This is a genomic window from Halomonas qinghailakensis (genome assembly GCF_025820815.1).
Taxonomy (GTDB): domain Bacteria; phylum Pseudomonadota; class Gammaproteobacteria; order Pseudomonadales; family Halomonadaceae; genus Vreelandella; species Vreelandella qaidamensis.
Genome location: NZ_CP096973.1, coordinates 2,949,208 through 2,968,545 on the forward strand (window position 1 = coordinate 2,949,208; position 19,338 = coordinate 2,968,545).

Annotated in this window: 12 protein-coding genes; 11 read left to right on the forward strand and 1 reads right to left on the reverse strand. The window is 45.5% G+C overall.

Going from position 1 to position 19,338, the window contains the following annotated elements; all coding sequences use genetic code 11:
- The 10 genes from M0220_RS13560 to M0220_RS13610 all read left to right on the forward strand — a co-directional run bounded on the left by M0220_RS13560 (position 1) and on the right by M0220_RS13610 (position 16,509).
- On the forward strand, positions 1 to 1,419 hold the full coding sequence (locus M0220_RS13560) for a glycosyltransferase (protein WP_264017926.1): 1,419 nt from the start codon (positions 1 to 3) through the stop codon (positions 1,417 to 1,419).
- Between the two features lie 14 nt (positions 1,420 to 1,433).
- Positions 1,434 to 2,450: a hypothetical protein gene (locus tag M0220_RS13565; protein ID WP_264017927.1), complete on the forward strand. Its 1,017-nt coding sequence runs from the start codon at positions 1,434 to 1,436 to the stop codon at positions 2,448 to 2,450.
- Positions 2,451 to 2,581: 131 nt separating this feature from the next.
- Positions 2,582 to 5,065 (forward strand): hypothetical protein, encoded by a 2,484-nt coding sequence (locus M0220_RS13570; RefSeq protein WP_264017928.1) that lies wholly within the window; start codon positions 2,582 to 2,584, stop codon positions 5,063 to 5,065.
- A 37-nt stretch (positions 5,066 to 5,102) separates the two neighbouring features.
- Positions 5,103 to 6,095, forward strand: a complete 993-nt coding sequence (galE, locus tag M0220_RS13575; RefSeq protein ID WP_264017929.1) for a UDP-glucose 4-epimerase GalE — start codon at positions 5,103 to 5,105, stop codon at positions 6,093 to 6,095.
- Between the two features lie 114 nt (positions 6,096 to 6,209).
- The gene (locus M0220_RS13580; RefSeq protein WP_264017930.1) at positions 6,210 to 7,157 is read left to right on the forward strand and encodes a sulfotransferase family protein; all 948 of its coding nucleotides are present in this window, start codon (positions 6,210 to 6,212) and stop codon (positions 7,155 to 7,157) included.
- A gap of 161 nt (positions 7,158 to 7,318) precedes the next feature.
- Positions 7,319 to 9,556 (forward strand): glycosyltransferase family 2 protein, encoded by a 2,238-nt coding sequence (locus tag M0220_RS13585; protein WP_264017931.1) that lies wholly within the window; start codon positions 7,319 to 7,321, stop codon positions 9,554 to 9,556.
- Positions 9,534 to 10,655 (forward strand): aminoglycoside phosphotransferase family protein, encoded by a 1,122-nt coding sequence (locus M0220_RS13590; protein ID WP_264017932.1) that lies wholly within the window; start codon positions 9,534 to 9,536, stop codon positions 10,653 to 10,655. Before M0220_RS13585 ends, M0220_RS13590 begins: the two co-directional genes overlap by 23 nt.
- A gap of 1,073 nt (positions 10,656 to 11,728) precedes the next feature.
- Entirely contained in the window at positions 11,729 to 13,327 is a 1,599-nt protein-coding gene (gene pgm / locus M0220_RS13600) for a phosphoglucomutase (alpha-D-glucose-1,6-bisphosphate-dependent) (protein WP_264019234.1), read from the forward strand.
- A 630-nt stretch (positions 13,328 to 13,957) separates the two neighbouring features.
- On the forward strand, positions 13,958 to 15,631 hold the full coding sequence (pgi, locus tag M0220_RS13605; RefSeq protein WP_264017933.1) for a glucose-6-phosphate isomerase: 1,674 nt from the start codon (positions 13,958 to 13,960) through the stop codon (positions 15,629 to 15,631).
- 23 nt (positions 15,632 to 15,654) lie between these two features.
- Positions 15,655 to 16,509 (forward strand): UTP--glucose-1-phosphate uridylyltransferase, encoded by an 855-nt coding sequence (locus M0220_RS13610; RefSeq protein ID WP_264017934.1) that lies wholly within the window; start codon positions 15,655 to 15,657, stop codon positions 16,507 to 16,509.
- A 73-nt stretch (positions 16,510 to 16,582) separates the two neighbouring features.
- Here the strand turns inward: M0220_RS13610 and M0220_RS13615 are convergent, their stop codons facing one another.
- The gene (locus M0220_RS13615) at positions 16,583 to 18,310 is read right to left on the reverse strand and encodes an SLC13 family permease (RefSeq protein ID WP_264017935.1); all 1,728 of its coding nucleotides are present in this window, start codon (positions 18,308 to 18,310) and stop codon (positions 16,583 to 16,585) included.
- 141 nt (positions 18,311 to 18,451) lie between these two features.
- On the opposite strand from M0220_RS13615, the gene M0220_RS13620 reads away from it, so the two are divergent.
- Entirely contained in the window at positions 18,452 to 19,288 is an 837-nt protein-coding gene (locus tag M0220_RS13620; protein WP_264017936.1) for a helix-turn-helix domain-containing protein, read from the forward strand.
- The last annotated feature ends 50 nt before the right edge of the window (positions 19,289 to 19,338 follow it).

Here is a 19,338-nt window from a genome sequence, read left to right on the forward strand (position 1 = left end):
ATGGATTCATTGGTAAACCAAGCGGCTCCGCAGCGTGTGTTGGTGATGGCACATGGGCACCCGGATTTTTCGTTGGGTGGTGGTGAGCTGGCAGCTTACAATTTATTTAAAGCGTTACGAGAAGATACAACCGTTGAGCAGGCGTGGTTTATTGCCCGTCACGACAGCGGCAATGGCCCCACCGGGGCGTTTACTTTAAGGCGTGAAAACGAATACCTATGGCAGCAGTCGTTAGGTGACTCGTTTTTAATAAAAGCAGCGAATAGCTATGCCGTATGGAATGATTTCCGCCAGCTGATTCGTACGCTAAAGCCGACGGTAGTTAACCTGCATCACTATTTTCATCTTGGTATTGAGCTGCTGCGCATTATCAAAGAAGAAGATCCTTCTATTCGTGTGGTATTAACCTTGCATGAATACATGGCGATCTGCCACCAGCAGGGGCAGATGGTGAAACGTGGGTCTAATAAACTTTGCTTCCGCGCTTCTATTGAAGATTGTCATCGTTGCTTTCCTGAGTTCTCAAAAGAGCAGTTCTGGCTACGCCGTAGCTTCATTGGTCAGCATTTTGACTATGTCGATCACTTTGTCTCGCCCTCGCATTTTCTTAAGCAGCGTTATGTAGAGTGGGGGCTGCCAGAAGACAAAATTAGTGTTATCGAGAACGGCCAATCACCAGAGCCTAAGCTTACGCCTCGTCAGTTACCGGAATCGGAAATTGAAGAAGAAGAGATTGATGGCGATGAATATACCGAAGCGGCCTTGCAAAAAGCAGTCGCTGCAATGACGGTAGGCGGGCAGCGACCGTTAACGCGTAAAGTGACGAAAAACGGAAAAACAGTTTATATTGTTGAAAAATCTAAGCAGCCAACCCGTAACCGGCTCGCCTTTTTCGGGCAAATCAACCCCTTTAAAGGCATTGATATATTAATGCATGCGATGCTTTCCATGACCCGTAAGGAGCGCGATGCCTTGGTGGTGGAAATTCATGGCGCGAACTTTGAGCACCAGGCGGGCGAGTTCAAAGACTCAATCATGCAGATGGCCAATACTTTGATCGCCGAAGGGTCACTCCGCTGGGTGGGCTCTTATGAGCCGTTCCAAGTGCGTGAGCGCATGCGTAACGTAGATTGGGTAATCATTCCTTCTATCTGGTGGGAAAATTCACCCATGGTGATTCAAGAAGCCTTTGTTTGCGGGCGCCCAGTTATCGCTTCGGATATTGGTGGCATGGAGGAAAAAATATCCAATGGAGTCGACGGTTTACATTTTGAGGCGCGCAACCCTCTGAGCTTGGCGCAGGTGCTTAAAAAAGCAGCCAGCATGGCAAATGACGAGTGGCTGACGTTCCATGAAAATATTCAGGCTCCTTTAACGTATAAAGAGAGTGCTGAAGAATATCAAAAAATATTTATTTAATTTTCAGGTTATTTATGAAAGCAATTATTCATATAGGTACGGAAAAAACAGGCACGACAACTTTGCAGGGTTTTATAAAAAAAAATAGAAATAAACTGTTAGAAAGTGGCTATTATATACCACTGAGTATAGGAGATGGGAATAACCGTGGTTTAGCCTCTTGCGCTATGGAAGAAAGTCGATTAGATGATTTTTATCATGCGCAGGGTATTAATACAAAAGTTGCGAGAGCTGAGCACGATAAGCATTTGCTAGCTGATTTGAAGGCAGAGATGGTTTCTTTAGGTAAGAAATACCATACTGTTATCTTCACTAGTGAGCATTTCCACTCTAGGTGTGTTAGTCAGGATGAAGTCAATAATGTAAAGGGCATACTGACGCCTTATTTTGAAGAATTTGAAATAATTGTTTATCTTAGACCTCAAGTAGATATGGCAGTATCGTTATATTCAACCTATTTAAGGTCAGGAAGCTATTCTAAGTTTGATGATTTCTTGGAAAAACATTGTAGTTCTGATAACCCCTATTATGACTACGGAAATTTACTTAAAAAATGGAGTCGAACATTTGGCGAACAGAACATTCGTGTTCGTATTTTTGATAGAAATTCAATGATAAATAAAGATGTTGTCGATGATTTTTTTGCAGCTGTGGGCTTTGAAAATTGCCTTTCTAATTTTGAAAGGGTGAAAAATCTGAATGAATCGCTAACACCTTTTGGTCAAGAAGTACTTAGGCTGTGCAATTTTTATAATTATAGTTTCTTGGTTGATGATATTAGTTTTAAGAACAAACTATCACAGCTGATTAATAAAAATTTTGTAGGAAAAGGATATTCTCCAAGTGCCTCTTTGGCAAAAAAAATTCAAGGAGGTTTTGAAGCTTTAAATTCAGAAGTAGCAAAAAAATGGTTTAATAAAGAAAAATTATTTGATTTTGACTTTGAGGCATATGGAGAGGGGCGATGTCTAGAGGAAGAATATAAGGAGATTTTAGAGTTTTTGTTCTCATCCTACCAAGTTAAAAGTTAAATAAAAAATTAAGTGCAGTCTGGCTTGCTATAATTAATTTTTAATGATGTTACATTTTTCAGCCGCTTTTGATTTTTCAATTGCGGCTGTTATTTTTATTAAGTCTGATATGGGTTTGAAGAGTAATTTTAATGAGTAAAATGTCAAGGGTTATATATAAAAGTGAAGATTATTATGTAACTATACATTATCCAGTAGAGGTTTTTAATAATGTTATTGTTGTAGCGTTTGATATTATATTCGGAAGCTATTCTGAAAAAGGGTTTGGCGTTGATTTTTGCTTGGCAAATAATATACCTATAATTTTTGTTAGCCATAAAGACGAAACTTTTTTTCAAGGGTTAAGCAAAAAAAAACTTGCTGAAGTCTTGGAGCCTTATTTGGCAGAAAAAGATGTTGTTACTTATGGTTCTAGCTTAGGTGGATATGCTGCGATTTATTATGCTGATGCCTTAAATGCTAGGGCATTTGCTATAAGCCCGAGGTGCTCTGTTGATCCTGGATTTAAAAAAGTTTTTCCAGGAGATCGATTTAAAGTAGAGTTTAAACATTCTGAAATTAAAGCAGAAAAATGCAGCAAGTATCATTTTTTTGCCTATGATCCATTTAATGAAAGAGATCACTTCTATTTAAACAATATTATTACTCCATCTATAAGTTGTGACTATAAAATTCTTGAGCTTCCTTTTACTTCACACCCTTCTGCTCCTTTTTTAAACAATAAGGTTAGTATTTTAAAATCTTTGGCATTGGGTTTTTTTGGTAATAAAGATATAGGTGAGCTCGATTTTATTTTACCTCAAGAAGAGCAGGATTTATTTTATTTAGGATTGGATTTTAATTTTTTGTTGCAAAAAGCAAAAAAAAGTTTTGAAAAACATGACTGGGAAGAAGCAGCTTCTTATTTATATGTCCCTTTATTGGTTCAAGGAAATAAAAATGGAGATGCTGTTTTTATATTAGCTTATTCACTATTAAAAATTAATCGAATAAAAGAGCTGCGCGAAGTTTATGGTCTAGCTAAGAAAGAAGATTATGAGCGACCTGCTTTAGCTATATCTATAGCAGAAAAATATATGGCTAATAAAGAGTACACAGATGCAGCGCTTGTTTGGAATTGTATAATAAATATTTATTCAAAGTTTCCCAGTGGAGTCTATGTTAGATTAGCTTCTGCATATGTTTCTGTTGGAGAATATATGCAAGCTGAAAAATGGCTCCAACATTGTTTAGATCTTGATAGCTCTTTTAGCCCTGCACTTGATTTAATTGATAGGGTTAAAAGCTTACAAGCTAAAAAGTTTTTGGTTAGGGTGAATAGAGTTCAAAAGACTAATCGCTTATTTCACTTTGAGTCAAAGTTTAATGGTCAGATTGTTCGTCAAAGAGATTTAGATGCTTTAACATTGATGGCTTGGTCAGAAATTAGGAAAGGAGAAAATATTTCTTTCCTAGTTAAAAATAATGAAAAAATAAAATGTTTTAAATTTGAGACCGCACGTCCTGATGTTATTAACCACTTAATGGCTAAGTTAAAAATTGCAAAAGAAGATTTGGTGGAAAGGTGTGGAGTAAGAGTCACAACAAATTTAAGAGACGGTTCAAAAATAGGTGTTCTGATAGATGGTGAAGAACAGTGGACTCATGAAATATCTCTTGTCCCAGTTGTAGAGCTTGTACACGGTAAGGATAATTGGCTTTTTTTAGCTAATGATCATAATCGCAGTGTTGATCAATTTTCTGGAAAACTGTTGTTGGGTGAAAAAGATAAAAAAAAATGGGAAGATTATATTAAGGAGGTTAAAGTTGTTTCTGAAAATTTCCATACGATTTCTGTCATAGCAAATTCTAAAGAAAAGGTACTGCCTGATTTGTATCCTTATGAAAAAAGTTCTATAACTATAACAAATCAGGTTGAAGAAATTTACTCTTATTTTGGATTAGAGCTTGTTAACCCTATCGTAAGGAATTTTAATAATAAGTTGGCTTATTATAAAACGGATACACATTGGAGTGATTTAGGAAGTTTCAATGCTTTTAGCTTATGCATGGAAAAGCTTGGTTATAATGTTAGTTTTGATAGATTTTTTACTTTTAAGTCGCGTCAAGTGATAGGTGATTTGGGTTCTAAATTAACCCCACCTGTTTCATCTGAAAAAATGGTTTATTCATTACGTTCAAAGTTAGGAGCTGTTACGTGTGTTTTTAATAACAAGATAAAGGGTACTGGAAATATAAAAATTTATGTTAATAATGATTCGTTTTATAATGAAAAAATTGTTATGTTTGGTGGGTCTTCCTTAGACTCAGGAAATTTTGCAAGATATTTTTCATACTTTTTTGCCAGAGTAGTTGTTGTTAATTTACCTGGGCATATAGTGATGCAAATCATTGAGCATGAAAAACCATCTCACTTAATTTTACAAACGAACGAACGTTACCTTGTTGCACCAGGTAAAATACACTCGACTATGGCTGAATCTCCTATTTGCTCTAAAATAAGATCGATGAAAGAGAGTGAATTGAAAGAGTGTGCTGCCTATCTTCAAGGCGATTGTTTTAATGAACCTTTTTATAGAGATTTTTTTCTAAACTTAATTGAAAGTAAATTTTAGTTTTTTATAATTTTTATATGATGTTATGGAGTATTTAATGTTAGTATTAGTTGTGGGTGGGGCTGGATATATAGGTTCTCATATGGTGAAGCAGTTGGTCTGCGCCGGGCATTCTGTGGTGGTGCTCGACAACCTTTCTACGGGTTTTCGCGACCAGGCGCGTTATGGTGAGTTAGTGGAAGGAGACCTGGCAGATACGGCGCTGTTAGAACAATTGTTCAATAAATATTCATTTGACGGGGTCATGCACTTTGCAGCGGCTAGCTTAGTAGGCGAGTCGATGCAAGATCCTAGCAAGTATTACCGTAATAATGTTGTGAATACGCTTAACTTGCTAGACGTAATGGTGCGCCACGGTGTGAAAAACTTTATTTTCTCATCCACTGCCGCGACCTTCGGCGAGCCTGAATACGTGCCTATTGATGAAGCGCATCCACAACAGCCTATTAACCCCTATGGGGCGAGTAAGCTGATGGTGGAACGAATACTACAAGACTATCATAACGCTTATGGTTTGAATTCGGTCTGTTTACGCTACTTCAATGCTTGCGGTGCGGACCCTGAGGGTGAGCTAGGCGAGTGTCACGATCCTGAAACTCATCTTATTCCTTTAATTTTACAGGCTGCCTCTGGTCGGCGAGAGTCTATTACTGTGTTTGGTCGCGATTATCCTACCAATGATGGCACCTGTATCCGCGATTATATTCATATTGAAGATTTATGTAGCGCGCACTTACTCGCCCTGCGCACCTTAACAGATGGTGTACAGCAGGGTGCATTGGCTTTTAACTTAGGCAATGGGCAAGGCTATTCTGTGCAGCAGGTGATCGAAACGGTTGAAGCGGTCGTGGCTGAAGATGGCTGTTCATTAACTGTGAAGGAAGGCAGCCGCAGGGCAGGTGACCCCGCCGTCTTAGTGGCAGACGCCACGCTAGCGCGCGAAACTCTGAATTGGCAGCCTTGCTACGCTGATTTAAAAACCATTGTTGAACACGCTTGGGCATGGGAAAAGCGTTTTTTAAATTTCTAGTATAACCTGAAATTTGTCTTTAATTATATTGCGTTCAAATAATTGATGTTGGCTTTTTAGTGATGTGATATTAGGTTTTCAAATTTTTTATTTTATTTTTTTATAAGGTTATTTATGTCACCTATCTTTTTTGTCCATATACCTAAGACGGCAGGCACCAGTTTTCGAAAAGCCGCAGAGCAGTTTTTTAGTAGCGAAAGAGTGTTTTATGATTACTCACCAACTGAAAAAGAGACCTCTTCCTTAGTTTGTCAGTGGATTTATAAAGAAAGAGACTTTCTAAGTTTTTACCAAGAGCTCTGTAATAAAAATGCATCATTTTTAAGTGGGCATGTGAATGCAAGTAAATATGTATATTTATTTGGTGCGTGTCAAACAGTAACGTTCGTTAGAGATCCCGTACAACGTATAGTATCAGAGTATCAGCACTTTGTCCGTCATCACGGCTATGAAGGTGATTTACCCTCTTTTTATCGTAAACCTCAGTTTATCAATCGACAGTCAAAAATACTACAAGGAGTGCCATTAGAAGCAATAGGCTTCCTTGGACTCAATGAGGCCTATGAAGATAGCCTCGCTATATTGAATCAACGCTATAATTTTGATATTCAGTCGATAGATATGAATATGGGGCGGACGGATAAAACTACTAATTATGAGTTGCCAAAAGAGCAGCTAGAAGAACTAAATTATCTTAATCAGCAGGATATAAGGTTGTATCGTATGGCTGTACGTTTATTCGAACAGCGTAGGGCCTTATTTAATGAAGGAAAGAGTTATGTGCACGGTGCGATCCATCAGCTCAGTGACAAAAGTACTTCTGGTTGGGCTTGGCATGCAAAAAATGATTCTCCTGTAAAAGTGAGTGTTTTAATTAACGGAAAAAAAATTGCTACACTTTCAAGTAAGGATTTGCGGCCTGCGTTTTTACGTTTAGGTTTGCCCCGCTCTGGTTATGTAGGTTTTCATTACAATTTTGAAGCACCTTTAATTAAGGGCAGTGTGGTGGAGGTTGTAGTCCCTGAAACAGGACAGCTGTTGGGTAAGAGGCGCGTTCAGTAGTTGGTTTTGTAATAAAGCACTAATGAACAGGTGTTTTATGCTTTGCTTATATTGAATTAATTTTTAGTTAAAGTTATTTTGTCAGCCTTTAGCGTTGCCATAATTTTTTAGATCAAAATGAGCAGATTTTCTTTTAAGGACAGTTTTGTATTAGGCCTGTTATGAAACCATTTGTTACCACCCCTTGCTATACTCCTGCTCATCAGTTGACAGCACTCCCTAAGGACGAGGAATTTGCTTGGTGTTCATTGGGCGATGATCCGCAATTTACGCTTAAGAAAGCAGCACTACTGCCTGGCTGGCAAATGTTAGAAATAGAGATAGCACATGACCAACCCAGCGCAGCAGTTAAGCTTTACATGGATACAGGCGAAGGAATCAGTGAAGAGCAAAGTGTTTATCTACCATTGAAGGACGGGCGCATTACTAAGCGGCTATTATATGTTCCTCGTGGGCTGAAGAAAATCCGCTTAGATCCGTTAGAAAGTGAAGGACGCTTTACTGTTCGGCACCTACGTTTTGTATGGCTTACCCCTTGGTTTGCCCATGATCGTTTATCTCAGCGCTTGGCGAATATGCATTTTCAGTGGCGCGGTTTTCAAAAAGCAAAGGTACTACCTGAATTAAAAAAACTTGCTGCCCAACAGAATGTTGATTGGCGCGAGCTTGCTATGCAACATTATGAAGCAACCTTTGAACGCTTTACGACAGGCCGTAATTACCAAGCATGGCTGACTAGCCAACCGGTACTAACATCGGAGGAGATTAAGGGGTCTATTCAACGTTTACGCTATACGCCGCTGATTTCAGTTCTGGTGCCGGTTTATAACCCGCCTATTGAGTTTCTCAAGGAGTGCTTAGATTCAGTACTTGCCCAGCATTACTCTCATTGGCAACTTTGTATTGCCGACGATGCTTCTACCGACCCAGCAATATCGGAATTGTTGGCTGATTATGTCGAGCAGGATCGACGTATTCACGTTGTTACACGTAAAACTAATGGCCATATTTGTGCTGCGAGTAATAGTGCATTAGCGTTGGCAACAGGCGAATTTATTGCTTTGTTGGATCATGACGATTGTTTGGCTCCTGAAGCGCTGCTTGAAATGGCAACGGCAATCAATCACCAGCCGGATGCATGCCTCTTATACAGTGATGAAGATAAGTTAGATGACCGTGGTTATCGTTACGATCCACATTTTAAGCCAGACTGGAATCCGGATTTGTTACTTGCGCAGAACTATATTTCTCACTTGGGTGTGTATAACACTAAGCTAGTACGTGCGCTAGGCGGATTTAGGGAAGGTTTTGAAGGTAGCCAAGACCACGATTTAGCGCTTCGGGTCAGTGCTCACATTACATCACAGCAAATTGTGCATGTGCCTAAAGTGCTTTATCACTGGCGTGCTGTGGAAGGCTCGACGGCGATTAACAGTGAACAAAAGGGTTATACTTCAAATGCAGGGCTTAAAGCTGTGGCAGACCATTTATCTAGCCACTGTGCGGAAGCAGTAGTTGAACATGGCACGTTCCCGAATACTTACCGTGTACATTGGCCGCTGCCAGATAAAGTGCCTTTTGTTAGCCTTCTGATTCCTACTCGTGATCGTATTGAAATTCTTAAACCTTGTGTTGATGCGATATTAGCACGCACGGATTATCAAAATTTTGAAGTGCTGATTTTAGATAACGGTAGTACGTGCCTAGATACACTTAGTTATATGGATGCAATAGCTTCCAAGGATGCTCGTGTACGTGTTCTGCGCTGGGAGTACCCGTTTAATTACTCTGCAATCAATAATTTTGGGGCGCAGCATGCCAACGGGGAAATTATTGGTTTAATTAATAATGATATTGAACCCATTAATGCGCAATGGTTAACTGAAATGGTAAGGCAAGCTAATCGCCCAGAGATTGGCTGTGTAGGTGCTAAGCTTTACTATCCCAATGATACTATTCAGCATGCTGGCGTTATTTTAGGTATTGGCGGTGTAGCGGGCCATGCACATAAATACTTTACTCGCCATGCGATAGGTTACTTTACTCGCTTGCATGTTGCTCATAACTTATCTGCTGTGACTGCTGCTTGTTTGCTGGTACGTAAGCAGGTGTTTGAAGCTGTTGGGGGCCTTAACGAAGAATACCTTTCGGTAGCATTTAATGATGTTGATTTTTGCCTAAAAATACGTGAAGCGGGATATCGTAATGTGTGGACACCCTACGCAGAACTATACCACCACGAGTCGATTTCACGCGGCGCAGATGATAACGCTAAAAAACGTATGCGCGCAGCTGGGGAAGTGGCATATATGCGCAAAACATGGGCGGAACAATTAGATAATGATCCTGCTTACAACCCAAACTTGACACTGGTGCATGAAGATTTTTCGCTCCGCTAGGGCTGTCCAAGGGGCGGTGGATCAAGTAGGCGTTAAGGGGGTGCAGGGGTGGTGCGCCTCCTCATTATTTGTGTGTATTCGGGTCAATGGCCGCGACTTCTTTAGTGCCTTTTGTCATCTTGAAAGGTGCGATGTGCAGGCAGCACTTGGTATTGGCAAATATGTCGGATTTATTGCACCATTAGACTTATTGCCAGGTGACATTGTTGAAGTTGCTACACCGCTTTGCCAGCTATTACCCGGCTGTCCTCAACGGGTGGGAGCGAATGAGTGGTTGCCTGTGTCTGCCAGTAGTAATCCGGCATTTGCTCCACTTGTTGAGTTGCTTAAACAGTCTCGTGCTAGTCACTTTAAGCCCTTCTTTAAGCGTAACTCTGGGTTTTCGGCGGTTGCTTTACGTAACGCCACTGAGCCGGAGCTGTTAGTAAAGCTAGCGACAACGTCTACTCATGCCGCTGACATACATCTATTTTATAAGCAGGTGATTGAGCCGTATGCTTTGCCAGCTCCTGCGCTAGTGCCTGCCTCAAGTACCTCTTTATCAAATGGTTATCTCATTTATCGCTATATTGAAGGTACCTCATTTTCAGCGGCTTCTCTGCTGTCAGAAAAAACGCGTTGCTACGTTATTAATGTGCTTGAAAAATTACATAATGTGCCTAGCGGTCAATTAAAGCGCACTAATACACAACAGCCTTATTGGGTATACCTAAGAAAGTCAGTGCTGCGCCAGTCGCTGCTTACTTTTGATGTAGGGCATAGCCGCCTTATATTTGCCATGTGGCGTTGTATTAACCGATTGCCCTGGGTGCTTTCTCACGGTGATTTACATACAGGCAATGTGCTGGTGAATGATGAAAACGATGAGATTTCATTGATTGATTGGGATCGCTGGGGGTTGCTCCCTATTGGCTACGATGAAGCGTGTTTTTTGCGTGGGCTACCGTTTAAAAAAGCATTGAGTTATCTGCCTGAGAAACGCGATTTACGTTTAGGTTTCACAATCATCAGTTTTTGGCTAGGGTTAGTACAAGACTCTCAGTTTCGCAGCACGCTAACGGCGAAAGATATGGTGCAATATTTTAAAGGTGCCATGTGAGTCATCACGCCTCATTTATCGTGCTTAGCGATGGTGGCCTGCCCACAGAAGATATTTACTTTCTTGAATCTGCAGCGCCTGCGCTGCAAAGCCAGGGGGCAGCGGTTGAGCGTTTTGTTGCTTCGCGCTCTTTCGGTGCTGCTTGGCGTTACGGTCGTTCCTTTTTGCGCCAGTATGCCGGTGCGAATCTACTACTGTGTCGTTCATTGCCGCCCAGTTGGCTGCGCTGGCTAGAACGCAACCGCCACGCATTTGGCTATATTGGTTACTTAATTGACGATGATATTGAGGCGGCGGCCAACGACTCAACGCTACCGCAAACCTATCGAAAGCGAATGGCACGTATTTCGAAGCTGCAGCCTCGGTTGCTTGCCTTATGTGATGAGGTTATTGCTTGCAGTGGTGCGCTCGCTGAGCGTTTCCAGCCCTGTCATCACCGCGTTGTGGTACTAACGCCTCCAATGATTGCGGCGCTACCGCCGTTAGCGCATTTTGCATCGTTGCCTTCTTCTAATACCCCTTGGAAAATTGGCTTTTATGGCACACGGGCGCATCTGAATGACTTACAGCACATCGCTCCCGCGTTAACGGCTATTCAGCAAACCCGCACCAATACTCAGCTGGAAATAATGCTTGGCAAGCATACGCCTAGCGCGTTAGCGGCATTGCCTCGTACCGCGGTACCCGATCCGTTACCGTGGAGCGCTTTTCGCACTTACCAAGCGAGTAACCTGCTTCATATTGGGTTGGCACCATTGTTAAACACTCCTTTTAATCAGGGAAAGTCGTTTATTAAGTTTTTCGATATTACCGCGATGGGTGGGGTGGGGGTTTACGCTAATCGTTATCCTTATACGGAAATAGTCAGCCATGGGGTCAATGGGCTTCTGGTAGAAGACTCTCCTAAGGCATGGCAGGCTGCCATAGAGCAGTTACTTAATGATCCAGCCGCGACTGCTAAAATGGCGCAACAGGCAGCAAGAGATGCCGTTAGCGTCGGAAATCCGCAATTCGCTGTTAAGTTTTGGCAGGCGCGCGCAAACCAATTAAATGTTAATGAGGGAGCAAGTAGAATGGATGCCATCGTTAAGGCGTTTTTTGATGAAACTCCGGATGCCAATATCTCGAAAGAGCGGGTGGCATTTGGTACGTCTGGCCATCGGGGGCGTGCCTCAGAACGCACCTTTAACGCTGCACACATTTTTGCGATTACCCAAGCGGTGGTGGATTACCGTTCGGAAGCAGGCTACCAGGGGCCTATGTTTTTGGGTGTTGATACCCATGCGCTTTCAAAACCTGCTTGGGAGTGCGCGCTGCGGGTGTTGGCGGCTAACAAGGTGCCGGTGCTTATCGAAAAAGATGCTGGCATCACGGCAACGCCGTTGGTGAGCCGGGCAATTCTGCAGCACAATCATGCTCAAAAACAGCAGTTCTGCGACCAGGCGGCGTTAGCTGATGGTTTGATTATTACGCCTTCTCATAATCCACCAGAAGATGGTGGTATTAAATATAACCTTGCCCATGGCGGCCCAGCAGATACTGACGCCACGTCTTGGATTGAACTGCGTGCTAATGCTTATTTGTTGCGCCAGTTAAATGACATTACGTTGGTGCCATTAGAGCAGGCATTGGCTCATGCTCAGGAGTATGACTTTACTGCCCACTATGTTGCGCAGTTGGGCAGCGTGGTGGATATGGCCGCTATTCAAAACGCTAATCTTACGTTGGGTGTCGACCCTATGGGCGGTACGGCATTACCGGTATGGCAGGCAGTGGCTGAACACTTCGGCTTAAATCTTGAAGTGGTGAATACCTCGGTCGATGCCACCTTCAGCTTTATGCCGCCGGATCATGACGGCAAAATTCGCATGGACTGCTCAAGCTCAGCAGCGATGGCTAATTTGCTGAATATCAAAGACCGCTTTGATATTGCCTTTGGTAACGACCCCGATGCTGATCGCCATGGCATTGTCGATGCCAACGGGTTGATGAACCCTAATCACTTTTTAGCGGTGTGCGTGGATTATCTGATTAGCCACCGGCCTGAGTGGTCGGAAACACTTAGCATTGGTAAGACGCTGGTGTCCTCTTCGATGATTGATCGGGTCGTGGCGAGTCATCAGCGTAAGCTGTATGAAGTACCGGTTGGTTTTAAGTGGTTTGTTGAAGGCTTGCACGATGGCTGGTTAGCCTTTGGCGGTGAAGAGAGTGCTGGCGCTAGTTTATTAACCCGTGATGGTAAAGCCTGGTCGACTGATAAAGATGGCATTGCATTGTGTTTGCTAGCGGCTGAAATAATGGCGGTTACTGGAAAAACGCCCAGTGAGTATTACCGTTCATTAACCGAACGTTTCGGCGAGCCGTTCTATAAGCGTGTCGATACCGCCTGTACTGCTGAAGAAAAGGCGGCTTTCAAACAGCTCAGCGCAGAGAGTGTTACTGAAACTACCTTGGCGGGTGACCCGATCACTGCCGTATTGGTCAACGCCCCCGGCAACGGCGCAGCCATTGGTGGTTTGAAGGTAACAACTGACAATGGTTGGTTTGCGGCCCGCCCCAGCGGCACGGAATCGCTTTACAAAGTGTATGCGGAAAGCTTTAAAGGCCCACAACATTTAGATGAACTAATCGATAGTGCCACCACACTGCTTTCTGGTGTGTTAAAGGGGTAAGGAGTGGGGCGTTAACACGTGTTGCATAACCTGTTGAATGCAAAGATGTTGTAGTGCGGCGTAAGCGTCAGCGCACCCGCAAAGGCAGCGCGAAGCGGTGCTGGGGTAGGTTGATTGCGGCCTGGGCGTCGTTCCGCCGCCTCCCGCGGGTGCCGCTTTCGCTCGTTCCTCGCGAGAGGCGTTACCACGCGCTACATAACCTGTTGAGTTCAAAGGTATTTGGTTTGGGTGGGTGCCTTTTGGGCGTCGTTCCGCCGCCTCCCGTGAGTGCCGCCTTCGCTCGTTCCTCGCGAGCGGCGTTACCACGCGCTACATAACTACGCCATCGCCGAGATGTCGGACCACCGATAAATCGGCCTCCTGCAATAGAGCAGCGGCACGGTACCGTGTGGGAGGGAGCTTCAGCTCGCGATGATTGGGGCACTTCAACCTGGGACAGCGCACCCGCAAAGGCAGCGCGAAGCGGTGTTGGGGTTCGACTATCGGAGTGCGAGATTGCTACTCATACTTAACAATTATTTGTCATCCTATTGTAAACTCTAGCGTTGAATGTAAAGAGGTTTGGGCTGGCGTGGCTTTTGCTTTGTATAGTTATCACGTCCACCCTTAATTTTTTCAAGGAAGACACCCATGAACTCTCCGCTATCGAGCGCCACTCCACGCGTTTATACCCCCGTAAGTGAACTGCATGTGCATGCCGAGCATCTTCAGGCCCAGTCGTTAAGTGACTTGTTAGGCAGTGGTTCTACTGCTGCCCAGCAACGTGCTAATGCATTGGCGTTTACATTTGGTAGCCTGCATATTGATTTCAGCAAGCAGCGCTTAACCACTAAAACACTAATGCTTTTAAAGGATTGGGTGGAAAGTTGTGGTTTGGCAGCTAAGCGTCAGGCGTTGTTTGCAGGTGCAAAGGTCAACACGTCTGAAAGGCGTGCAGCGTTGCACGTGGCGGCAAGGTGGCCGAGCAGCGAAACACCCCCCGAGGGGATGGAGAGCGCGGCAGCTTTTTGCCAACACCAGCGCAAGCGTATGGCGGAGATGGTGGAGCGTGTTCATAGCGGTAAATGGTACGGTGCTACTGGTCAAGCGATCACTGATATAGTGCATATTGGCGTAGGTGGCTCTGATTTGGGGCCAAAATTGGTCAGTGAAGCGCTAGCGGACCGCCCCAGCAGTGCCAAAGTGAACGTGCATTATGTTTCCACGATGGATGGTGCGCAGCTGCTGCCCTTAATGGAGTGCTTAAACCCTGCGACCACGCTATTGGTGCTAGCGTCTAAATCGTTCACTACCGCTGATACCCAGTTTAATGTGCGCACGGCGCTAGCGTGGTTAAGCCATGCGCTTGAAGTCGATGAAGCCACTGTTTGCCGTCATCAGTTGATTGGCGTGTCGTCTAAGCCTGACAAAATGGCCGAGTTTGGTGTGCCTGAGGCGCAGCAGTTGGTATTCAAGGAGTGGATTGGCGGGCGTTTTTCATTATGGTCGCCGATTGGTATCAGCGTGGCAATGCAGCTGGGCGTGGCGTGTTTTGATGCGCTGTTAGCCGGTGCGCATGCCATGGATAAGCACTTTCTGCACACGCCCATCGAGGAAAACTTGCCCGCTCTTGTGGCGTTGGTAGGGGCGTGGAACTCTCAGTTTTTAAACATTCCTACCCATGCGGTGCTTCCTTATGATGGCCGGTTAAAAAGCTTGCCTGCGTATTTGCAGCAGTTGGAAATGGAATCTAACGGTAAGAGCGTTGGTCTAGATGGCCGGTCGGTTACCCATGCAACCTGTCCTATTTTGTGGGGGGATGTAGGGCCCAACGGACAGCATGCGTTTTATCAACTGTTACATCAGGGCGTTCATACCGTCAGCGCTGATTTTGTGGCAGTGGCGCAGCGGGCTGGCGTCGGATGTGAAAAGGTTAATCGTTCACTGAAAGCCCAGGAGCAGTTAACCTTAGCGCACTGTTTGGCGCAGTCTCAGCTGTTTGCGTTAGGCGATGATGCGATTCCTCAAGCGCTGCGCGGCTTAATGGCCCAGGGGTATCGCGGTAATCAACCTAATTCTGTTGTACTGTTAAAAACGCTGGATGCGTGGTCGATCGGTGCGTTACTGGCGCTTTATGAGCACAAAGTGTTTGTTCAATCGGTATTGTGGAATTTGAACCCTTTCGATCAGCCGGGGGTAGAGTTAGGTAAGCGGTTGGCAACCAGCCTTTACCAAACACTGGCGGACGAGCCGGTTGAGTATCAGAATGTAGAAGATCCGAGTACTGCTCAATTGCTGCATAAAGTGAACGAGTGGCGTAAGTAACGAAACGATAAAGGACGTAGTTAATGACTCAAGTTCGCAAAGCGATTATTCCGGTGGCGGGTTTTGGCACGCGCCTGCTGCCTATTAGCAAGGCGATCCCTAAGGAGATGGTGCCCGTGGTGGATCGTCCGCTTATTCAGCACGTGGTGGAAGAGGCGCTAGCGGCGGGAATTAATGAAATCATTTTGGTAACCCGGGCAGGTAAATCTGCCATCGAAGACCATTTTGATGCCCATTTCGAGCTTGAGCACTCATTAGCCAGTAAGGGCAAGGATGCGTTGTTAGAAACGCTGTCGGCAATTTCGCCCAAGAAACTCAAAGTGACCAGCGTCCGTCAGCCCAATGCCAAAGGCTTGGGCCACGCTATTTTCTGCGCCGCGCACCTGTTAGATAAAGACGAGCCATTTGCCGTTATTCTGCCTGACGTGTTGGTGAAACCGCAGGTGGGTAGTACAGCCTGTGATTTGGGCAGCATGGTAGAGCGCTGGGAGGCTAATAGCGCCTCGCAAATCATGGTTGAAGCCGTGCCTCAGGAAGAGGTCTACCGCTATGGCATTGTTGATTGTGACGAGCCAGCCGCCGGTGAAAGTGCCGATATGCGTGGTGTGGTAGAGAAGCCAGCGCCTGAAGAAGCGCCTTCACGCCTTTCGGTGATTGGCCGCTATGTGCTGCCGTATCGCATTATGGAGTTGCTGCGTGACCAGCCCCCCGGTGCGGGTAATGAAATTCAGTTGACCGATGCAATTGATCGGTTGATGCAGGAAGGCAAAACCGTGCAAGCGTTCCGTATGCATGGTCGCACCTTTGATTGTGGGCATATTGAAGGCTGGTTAAAAGCCAATACCACGCTCGCCCGCGAAGCGGGTTACGAGGTGTAAATCGCTCGCCGTAAGACGAAGACTATAAAAGCCGCTCAGTTCATACTGCAGCGGCTTTTTTGTTTGGCCGTGCTCAAAAAGGAAACACCATTGGGGTAATCACTAAGACCGCGGCTGAGTAGGTTAGGCTAACCGGTAAGCCGATCTTGAAAAAATCAGTAATTTTATAGCGCCCTGGTGAATACACCATTAGGTGGGTTTGATAGCCAAAGGGAATGAGGAAACAAGCGCTGGCACCGTAGGCGACTGCCATCACAAACGGTAGTGGGTCAACGCCAAAGGCTTGGGCGGTGCTCCAGGCAACGGGAAAAGCGAGCGCTGCTGCGGCGTTGTTAGTGACCGTTTCTGTCAATAGCAAGGTTAATAAGTAGCAGCCAACAAAGGCAGCATAGACACCGTAGCCGCTAAACATCCACTGCATTCCACCTGCCAGAACGGCGGCAGCCCCAGAGTTTTCTAACGCTTGGGCAATCGCAAGGGCAGAGCCTATGATAAGCCATAGTTCAAATGGAAAGCGTCTGCGTAACTCTGCCAAGCTAATGACTTTTAACAGTAGTAGCCCGCCTAGCAGCAGCAATAAACCATGGAATAGCGGCAGTAAGTTGGCAGTCGCCAAGGCGATCACGCTGGCAAAGCCACCTAGGGTAATCATGCTTTCTTTACGAGTGAGCTGCGGGCGTGTAAAGCTGCCGCTAAGCAGGTGAAAGTTGCGGTCTAGGTTGCGGTGCTGGCGGAAGTCGGCGCTAACAGCCAGTAGCAGGCAGTCGCCCACCCTGAGTGGTATTTTACCAAGCTGGCCTTCCAGGCGTTTCCCACCCCGGCGTATGCCAACCACACCCGCACTGAACATACTCCGAAAATCAACATCTTGCAGAGTTTTTCCTGGAAGTTCTGATTCGTGAGAAATCACTACTTCCACTAAATTAGTCGCCAGCAGGTTGTCCGCCTGGTGACCAAATAAATTAAGTCCTGGAAAACGCTGCAGCGCCTGCACTTTACTGACTTCACCGGTAAACACGAGCGTATCAGCAGCTTGTAAGCGTTCATCAGGCGCTACCGGGCTGATCAGTCGCCCTTGCCGTTCAATTTCGAGTAGATAAAGACCGTTTAAGCTTCTTAAGCCATTTTCCTCGATGCTTTTACCAATCATTGGTGAGTCGGCTTCGACATCGGCTGCCAGAAAGTAAGACAGCTTCTCTTCCGTATCTTCAAGGCGATGGTGAGGCAAGGAATTGGCCCGCCATAGCAAAACACACAAGGTGATCAGTGCAACGGGCAACCCCACTAGGCTGAATTGAAACATGCCTAGCTCACTACCGCTGGCGCTGAGATGAAATGAGTTCACTACCAGGTTAGTGGACGTACCGACCAGTGTGGTAATCCCGCCTAAAATCGACGCATAAGAGAGCGGAATTAACAGCCGTGAAGGGGCAATGCGCTCTTGGCGTGAGATGGCACCTAAAAAAGCGGCGACGACGGCAGTGTTGTTCAAAAATGCCGAGAGGACTGCAGTGCTGCCCATTAATTTAGCTGTGGCAAGGCGTGGATGGCCTTTAAGTAGGTGGCGGGAGAGCCAGTCGAGTAATGGCGAGCGCTCTAACGCAAGCGATACCAGCAGCAACAAGAGCAAGGTAGCGAGTGCTGGATTTGTGTATTGCATTAGCAGCGTGCTGGTGTCGACAAAGCCTAGCAGCAAAAACATGCTGGCAAATGTGACAAAAGCAATAGCGGGCTTAACCTTGCCGCTGATTAATAGGACGAGCAAAACGGTAATTGAAAATAAAACGGCCCAGGGGGTCATGATGGGTCCTTATAAAACCAAAAAATACGCTAGGTGCTTGCTGGATTTTACGCAGGCTTTTATGATGGTGTCTAATAATTGCTTTAAATAGTATTTTTCACCGCTAAATATTATTTAAAAATCAAAAGGTTAAAGGATATATTGAGTACTAAACATTTATCGCCTGAATTGTTGAATGAGCGTCGTAAGCAGGCTGTTCAGCTACGCTTAGATGGCTACACCGTCGCGGTGGTCAGTCAACAAACAGGGTTGTCAGCGCCTACTGTTTCGGCAGCGTGGAAGGCCTTTCGTGAAGGCGGGTGGGCGGCTGTTCCTGTTAAGCCACGTGGGCGGTTAAAAGGTCAGGCAAATGTGCTTAGTGCGGATGTTCAAGCGTTATTGTGGCAGGCGCTTTTTCAGCAATCTTTTCAACAACCTTTTCAAGTGCCAGATCAAGTTCCAAGCCAATGGGCAGAAGAAGAAGAAACGCCGCGTTTAATTGAGCCGGGCTGGAGCAGTGCCGGATTAGCCGAGTGGTTGGCTATTCAGCATGGTGTTGCGCTCTCTCAGCGGGCCATTGAGCACTGGTGGGAAGCGCAGGGGCTAAAGCATGAGCCTTGGAAGCTAAGCGCCTTAGCAACACAGCGTTCACAACAGGGTCGCTGGTTTCGAACCGCAGTCGCTCCGCATTTCAATAAGCTGAAAGAGGCTGACCAGCGGTGGCAGGGGGGCGTTCGGCATATTGCCCATCCTACGAAGTCGCTGTTCCAGATTTATTTGCATGGGTCGAGAGGCCGTTTGCTGATGCGCTGCTTTGAAAGCCCGCCAGACGCCCAGGCATATCTCTCTGTATTTGCCGCCTTGAACGCCTATGGCGTGAAGGCGCTGATGTTTCATGGGGCGTTGCTAACCGCGAGCCCTGACATTACCGATTGGTTGGCGCAGCAAGCGTCGTTTTGTTTGGTGCCGGTGCCTGCTGATTTAGCGCTTAGCGCCTAACAGCACCTGGGGTAAGCAAGGTAAGTGGTTATTCAGCATCAACATGCTGC

What these genes read in the sequence shown, in the direction of transcription:
- pgm (WP_264019234.1), top strand. Translation starts at nt 11,729, where the DNA reads ATGGATGCCATCGTTAAGGCGTTTTTTGATGAAACTCCGGATGCCAAT.
- M0220_RS13590 (WP_264017932.1), top strand. Translation starts at nt 9,534, where the DNA reads ATGAAGATTTTTCGCTCCGCTAGGGCTGTCCAAGGGGCGGTGGATCAA.
- pgi (WP_264017933.1), top strand. Translation starts at nt 13,958, where the DNA reads ATGAACTCTCCGCTATCGAGCGCCACTCCACGCGTTTATACCCCCGTA.
- M0220_RS13570 (WP_264017928.1), top strand. Translation starts at nt 2,582, where the DNA reads ATGAGTAAAATGTCAAGGGTTATATATAAAAGTGAAGATTATTATGTA.
- M0220_RS13580 (WP_264017930.1), top strand. Translation starts at nt 6,210, where the DNA reads ATGTCACCTATCTTTTTTGTCCATATACCTAAGACGGCAGGCACCAGT.
- M0220_RS13565 (WP_264017927.1), top strand. Translation starts at nt 1,434, where the DNA reads ATGAAAGCAATTATTCATATAGGTACGGAAAAAACAGGCACGACAACT.
- M0220_RS13615 (WP_264017935.1), bottom strand. Translation starts at nt 18,310, where the DNA reads ATGACCCCCTGGGCCGTTTTATTTTCAATTACCGTTTTGCTCGTCCTA.
- M0220_RS13560 (WP_264017926.1), top strand. Translation starts at nt 1, where the DNA reads ATGGATTCATTGGTAAACCAAGCGGCTCCGCAGCGTGTGTTGGTGATG.
- M0220_RS13610 (WP_264017934.1), top strand. Translation starts at nt 15,655, where the DNA reads ATGACTCAAGTTCGCAAAGCGATTATTCCGGTGGCGGGTTTTGGCACG.
- galE (WP_264017929.1), top strand. Translation starts at nt 5,103, where the DNA reads ATGTTAGTATTAGTTGTGGGTGGGGCTGGATATATAGGTTCTCATATG.
- M0220_RS13585 (WP_264017931.1), top strand. Translation starts at nt 7,319, where the DNA reads ATGAAACCATTTGTTACCACCCCTTGCTATACTCCTGCTCATCAGTTG.